General features: G+C 72.1%; 5 protein-coding genes. 1 reads left to right on the forward strand and 4 read right to left on the reverse strand.

The annotated features are described in order from the left end of the window. Positions 1 to 161: 161 nt before the first annotated feature. A complete protein-coding gene (era, locus tag FE633_RS46610; protein ID WP_171060413.1) occupies positions 162 to 1,121 on the reverse strand; it encodes a GTPase Era in 960 nt (319 codons plus the stop codon). A 116-nt stretch (positions 1,122 to 1,237) separates the two neighbouring features. Between era and FE633_RS46615 the strand changes: the two genes are divergently transcribed. Continuing rightward, positions 1,238 to 1,576 (forward strand): P-II family nitrogen regulator, encoded by a 339-nt coding sequence (locus FE633_RS46615; protein WP_138051218.1) that lies wholly within the window; start codon positions 1,238 to 1,240, stop codon positions 1,574 to 1,576. Positions 1,577 to 1,723: 147 nt separating this feature from the next. Here FE633_RS46615 and FE633_RS46620 read toward each other — a convergent pair whose 3' ends face one another. The 3 genes from FE633_RS46620 to FE633_RS46630 form a co-directional block, all read right to left on the reverse strand. After that, positions 1,724 to 2,197: a hypothetical protein gene (locus FE633_RS46620; RefSeq protein ID WP_138051219.1), complete on the reverse strand. Its 474-nt coding sequence runs from the start codon at positions 2,195 to 2,197 to the stop codon at positions 1,724 to 1,726. A gap of 319 nt (positions 2,198 to 2,516) precedes the next feature. After that, the gene (locus FE633_RS46625) at positions 2,517 to 2,870 is read right to left on the reverse strand and encodes a cytidine deaminase (protein WP_138051220.1); all 354 of its coding nucleotides are present in this window, start codon (positions 2,868 to 2,870) and stop codon (positions 2,517 to 2,519) included. A 48-nt stretch (positions 2,871 to 2,918) separates the two neighbouring features. Beyond that, positions 2,919 to 5,807, reverse strand: a 2,889-nt coding sequence (locus tag FE633_RS46630) for a cation-translocating P-type ATPase (RefSeq protein WP_138051221.1), incomplete at its 5' end; no start/stop codon positions are given.

Genomic DNA, 5,807 nt, shown 5'->3' on the forward strand with positions numbered 1-5,807 from the left:
CCGCCCCCAGACCCCCAATCGGCCTGAACGGCCTCGTCCTCAAACGCCGGACGGGCTGAAAATCAGCCCCTCCGGCGTTTGAGGAGCGGGGTCTGGGGCGGAGCCCCAGGGATGGGACGGGTAGGGGCGGCGGGGGCGAAAAACCTGGTCCGACCGACGGCTCAGAACCCCAGCTTCCGCAACTGCCGAGGATCCCGCTGCCAGTCCTTCGCGACCTTCACATGAAGGTCGAGGAAGACCGGCGTACCCAGCAACGCCTCGATCTGCCTGCGCGACTTGATCCCGACCTCCTTCAAGCGCTTGCCCTTGGGCCCGATGATGATGCCCTTCTGGCTGGGCCGCTCGATGTAGACGAAGGCATGGATGTCGAGCAGGGGCTTGTCGGCGGGACGGTCCTCGCGCGGGAGCATCTCCTCCACCACCACCGCGATGGAGTGCGGCAGTTCGTCCCGCACACCCTCCAGCGCCGCCTCACGGATCAGCTCGGCCACCATCACCTGCTCGGGCTCGTCCGTGAGGTCGCCCTCCGGATAGAGCGCGGGCCCCTCGGGCAGCAGGGGAACCAGGAGATCGGCGAGCAGATCCACCTGCTTGTCACCGACCGCCGACACCGGCACTATCTCGGCCCACTCGAACCCGAGCTCCTTGCCGAGCTGATCGATGGCGATCAACTGCTCTGCGAGCGTCTTGCCGTCGACCAGGTCCGTCTTCGTGACGACGGCGATCTTCGGCGTCCTCTTGATCGACGCCAGCTCCTTGGCGATGAAGCGGTCCCCGGGCCCCAGCTTCTCGTTCGCCGGCAGACAGAACCCGATCACGTCGACCTCGGCCCAGGTCGTGCGGACGACGTCATTGAGCCGCTCACCGAGCAGCGTGCGCGGCTTGTGCAGCCCAGGGGTGTCCACCAGGATCAGCTGCGCGTCCGGCCGGTGCACAATCCCCCGCACCGTGTGCCGAGTCGTCTGCGGCTGGTTCGCCGTGATCGCCACCTTCTGGCCGACCAGAGCATTCGTGAGGGTGGACTTGCCCGCATTCGGGCGGCCCACGAAGCAGGCGAAGCCGGCGCGGTGGGTGGCCTCGGACGGCTCGGATGACTGGGTACGAACGCTCATGGCGCCCATTGTCCCTGATCATCGGAGCCCCTTCGTACGTCTGCCCGTCCGGACCTTACGGCGCACGCCCGGACCGCTTACGATCACGCCGTCCGCCCCCACCACCGGAAGATCAAGGCCCACGCATGAAACTCATCACCGCGATCGTCAAGCCGCACCGCCTCGACGAGGTCAAGAGCGCGCTCCAGGAAGTCGGCGTGGAAGGACTGACCGTCTCGGAGGCCAGTGGATACGGTCGCCAGCGCGGGCACACCGAGGTGTACCGCGGGGCCGAGTACCGGGTCGATCTCGTCCCCAAGGTCCGTATCGAAGTCGTCGTCGAGGACGCGGACGCGGACTCGGTCGTCGACACGATCGTGCGGGCGGCGCGGACGGGGAAGATCGGTGACGGGAAGGTGTGGGTGCTGCCGGTGGAGACGTTGGTCCGGGTGCGGACGGGCGACCGCGGCCCCGACGCGCTCTGAATCACAACTCTCACGGCCCTCACGACCCGCGACTACCCGCAAGGCGCTCACGACCCTCGCGGCACTCGCGGCCCTCACGCCCGGGACCGGTGCCGCCGCGCCCACGCGCGTGCGACACCGGCCTTCACCTACCGGGACGTACGCGGCCTAGTCGAAGACGAACGGCCCCGGGGACTGCGGACCATCGGCCGTGCACGTCACGGTGAGCCCGAGGACCACCATCTTCAGGGAGCCGCCGTTCGCCTCCAGGCTGTCGCCGGAGGCGACGGTGCCGCTCAGGGGGCCGACCGTGACGCTGTCACCGGCCGCCATCGCCGGGTTCTTGGTGCCCGTGAACTGGGTGGTGCCGCCGCCCGCCTTCACCATGGTGAGCGTGGACGCGATCGAGTCCGCGGAGAGGGCGACCGGAGCGGTGATCGCGGACGTGACGGTGATGGTGGCGGATGTGCCGTCCTGGGTGGCGGTGAGCGTGGCCTCGCCGCCGCCGTAGATGCCGCAGGTCGCGTTGATCGTCGCGGTCTGCGGAACCACCGCCGCCGCCGCGGGGGCCAGGGCGAGGCCCGTGACCGAGAGAGTGCCGGCCACGAGGGCCGCACCGAGGCCGATCCGTTTGCGTCTCATCGTGCGTCTCATCGGATTCCCTTCCCTTGTACGGGAATTGCCATGGGGGGACGTACGTACGGACGGACCGGTTCCTCGGTGACGCTGTGGGGAGAAGTGCGCGTCGACCGTCCGTGAGCGGGGGTGCGGCGCGCTACGCGGAGGCGGATCTGACGGTCCGTCGGAAGAGCTCGTCCATTGAGGCGCGCGTGGCTTGCGATGGCAAGAGAAGCGGTGGGGATTCTTCCGAATGCTGGAGGAAGTGGCCGAAGACAGGGTGCGGGCGCGGCGGGTTTTCGCCCCCGCCGCCCCTACCCGGTCTCTTGAGGAAGGAACAGACTCAGTCCTCCCCCACCACCACCCGCACCACCCCGTCAACGCCCGCCAGCAGCGCCCGCGTACCCGGCCCCCCGAGATCACGCACAGCCGCCAGATCCTCCTCCGCCAAGGCCTCCGCCTCGCTCACCACCGCGGCCGCCTCCAGCGACTTCGCGCCCGAAGCCACCGCCATGGCCACGGCGGTCCGCAGCGCGCTCAGCTGGAGGGACGGCAGGGCCACGGTCCCCGCCACATACGTACGGCCCGTCTCGTCCCGTACGGCCGCCCCCTCGGGCACACCGTTACGGGCCCGTGCGGCACGGGCCAGGGTGACGATCTTGCGGTCCTCGGGGTCGAGCGCGCTGCTGTCGGTCATGCCCCGAGCATACGAAGCCCCGGCCCGCCCCGAACGCGTACCCACCCCTCAGGCCGGGCTCGGCCTCACGGGCCCGGCAGAGAACCCGGAGCCTGACGGTTTGTCCCTCTGACCGTGGCCCTGTGTGGCAGCACGTACGGCCCTGCTCCAGGCCTCGTCGGACGGCCCGTACCGGAGGACGGCCTTCTCCATCTGCGGCAGGGCCTGGTGCCCCACCACCGCGAGTGCGATCGACGCGACGACACCGCCCCAGGCGACCGGACCCAGGGGCGTGCAGCCGAAGAACTGGCTGGGGCCGGGCGTCTGGATCAGGGCGACCAGGGCGGCGGCGGAGCCGAGGGTCGTGATGCGGACCAGAGGACTGTGGCGGCGGTCGGCCAGGGTCTGGGCCAGCTGGGTGCCGACGACGCCGCACAGGGCCATCGTCGTGGAGCGGCGGGCCGTACCGAGGGTGAAGCGGCCGACCAGCCAGGCGGCGGTCGCGCCCAGGCACGTGGTGAGGGCACGGTGGCGGATCTTCCGGATCAGTGGCGCGCCGAGGAGCGACGTACCGAGAGGCCCTTCGGACTCAGCGCCCGGATCGGCGACGCCTGCCCCCTCACGCGTTGTCGTGCCCTCCCCCTGTGCCGTGTCGTCGCCCTCCGCTCCAGCCGCCTTCTCCTGCGGCGTCACCGCCACCGCCATCGCCGGGAACAGGTCCGTGAACAGGTTCACCAGCAGCATCTGACGGGTGGTGAGCGGAGCGGAGCCCGAGAGGACGGTGCCGACGATGCCGAACCCGACCTCCCCCGCGTTGCCGCCGATCAGGATGGCGATGGCGTCGGCGACGCTGTGCCACAGCGCACGGCCTTCGGTGACCGTCTCGACCAGGACCGTCAGGTCGTCGTAGGTGAGGACGATGTCGGCCGCGTTGCGTGCGGCCGCCGAACCACGGGCGCTGATGCCCACGCCGATGTCGGCGGCGCGGATGGCGGCGGCGTCGTTGGCGCCGTCGCCGACCATCCCGACGACCCGGCCCGCGTCCCGCAACGCCTCGACGACCTGGAGCTTCTGCTCGGGTGCGACGCGGGCCACCACGCTCGCGTCGCTCAGCATCCGGGACCGGGCCGTTCGGTCCGCGGCCGCCAGTTCGTCGCCCGTGACCACGGTCGTGTCGTCCGGCCAGCCCAGTTCGGCGGCGATCGCCCGGGCGGTCTGCGGGTGGTCACCGGTCAGCATGACCGGTCGTACGCCCGCGTTCCGCAGACCGTGCACGAGGGCCGTGGATGTCTCGCGCGGTACGTCCGCCAGCGCGAGCAGGCCGGTGAACTCCAGCCCTTCGAGGGGCTCTTCGAGTACGTCCGTCGCCTCCTCGCCGTCCTCCAGTGGACGCCCGGCGACCGCCAGGACCCGCAGTCCGTCGCGGGCCAGCGACTGCGCCACCTCGGACGCGTGGTCCGGGAGGTCACGGCACGCGGGCAGGACGGTCTCCGGGGCGCCCTTGACCACGAGCACAGGTGCGCCGTCCGCGGCCCGGCCGACGGCGGCGGCGTACCCGCGGGCCGCCTCGAACAGGCGGGCCTCGGTCTGCGTCCAGTCCTCGTCGGGGCCGGCCGCGTCCAGGACCGCCTCGTCGGTGGCGTGCGCCGGTCGGCCGGAGTCGCCGTTCAGCCGGGGGCAGGCACGCGCCGCGTCGCGCAGCGTACGCCCGGAGCGCGCCTCGTCCACGGTGTGGACGGTGCCGTCGGCGTCGGTCACCCGGACCAGCCGCAGCCGGTTCTCGGTGAGGGTGCCCGTCTTGTCGAAGCAGACCGTGTCCATGCGGCCCAGCGCCTCCAGCGTGCGCGGGGTGCGGACGAGGACACCGCGGCGGCTCAGCCGCCGGGCGGCCGCGAGTTGCGCCACCGTGGCCACCAGCGGCAGGCCTTCGGGGACGGCGGCCACGGCGACCGCCACACCGCCGCTCACCGACTGGCGGATCGGCGTCCCGCGCAGCAGCGACAGACCCGTCACCGCGGCCCCGCCCGCCAGCGTCAACGGCAGCGCCTTGCGGGTGAGTTCCTGCAGCCTGGCCTGCACCCCACCGGCCGGCGGGGTGCGAGCGGCGAGGGAGCCGGCCCGGGCGGCCTCGGTACGGTCGCCGGTGTCCACCACGACGGCCCCGGCGTGTCCGGCCACCACGGTCGTGCCCTCGAACACCATGCAGTCGCGGTCGGCCACCGGAGCTCGCGGAGTCGGGTCCGTCCGCTTGTCCGCCGGCAGGGACTCGCCGGTCAGCGCGGACTCGTCCACCTCCAGGCCGTCCTCCCACAGGAGGCGGGCGTCGGCGGGCACGACGTCGTCCGCCTGGAGCTCGATCACCTGGCCGGGAGCGAGTTCGGCGGCGTCGACGATGTGCGCTTCGGCATGTGCTTCGGCATCAGCTTCGGCGGGTGTTTCGGCGGGCGCTTCGTCTTCCCGATCCGTCACGCGCGCCTTCTGTTTCTGTTCCGCGAGCAACCCGGACAGCGCCCGCTCGGCCCGCAGCCGCTGTACGCCGCCGACCAGCGCGTTGAGGTCGAGCGCGCCGAAAACCAGCAGGGCGTCAACGACGGAGCCGAGGATCGCCGAGGCGGCGGAACCGACCGCCAGGACCGGGGTGAGCGGATCGTCGAGTTCGTCGCGCACGGCCCGGGCGAGCCGCAGCGACCATCGCGCCGGGGCGAGGACGGGAAGATGGCCGGCCGTGTCGGCCGCCTTACGTACCTGGGTGGTCGTCTCCCGGGCGGCACTCAGCTCGGTGTGCAGCTCGCGCTTCAGCCGGGCGAGGACGTCCGCCGACTCCAGCGCATGCCAGGCCACCCGCGGACGGGGGTGCGGGGCCCGGGCCGCCGCGACGCCGAGGGCTGCTCGCGCCCCGGACAGCAGGGCCACCGCCGCGGCCGCGTCGACCGGTGCGTGCCGCACGCCGGGCAACAG

This window comes from Streptomyces montanus, from assembly GCF_005786655.1.
GTDB lineage: Bacteria > Actinomycetota > Actinomycetes > Streptomycetales > Streptomycetaceae > Streptomyces > Streptomyces sporangiiformans.

Bases quoted from the DNA above. Each gene is read 5' to 3' on its own strand.
- FE633_RS46625 (WP_138051220.1), bottom strand. From the start codon at position 2,870: ATGACCGACAGCAGCGCGCTCGACCCCGAGGACCGCAAGATCGTCACC.
- FE633_RS46620 (WP_138051219.1), bottom strand. From the start codon at position 2,197: ATGAGACGCAAACGGATCGGCCTCGGTGCGGCCCTCGTGGCCGGCACT.
- FE633_RS46615 (WP_138051218.1), top strand. From the start codon at position 1,238: ATGAAACTCATCACCGCGATCGTCAAGCCGCACCGCCTCGACGAGGTC.
- era (WP_171060413.1), bottom strand. From the start codon at position 1,121: ATGGGCGCCATGAGCGTTCGTACCCAGTCATCCGAGCCGTCCGAGGCC.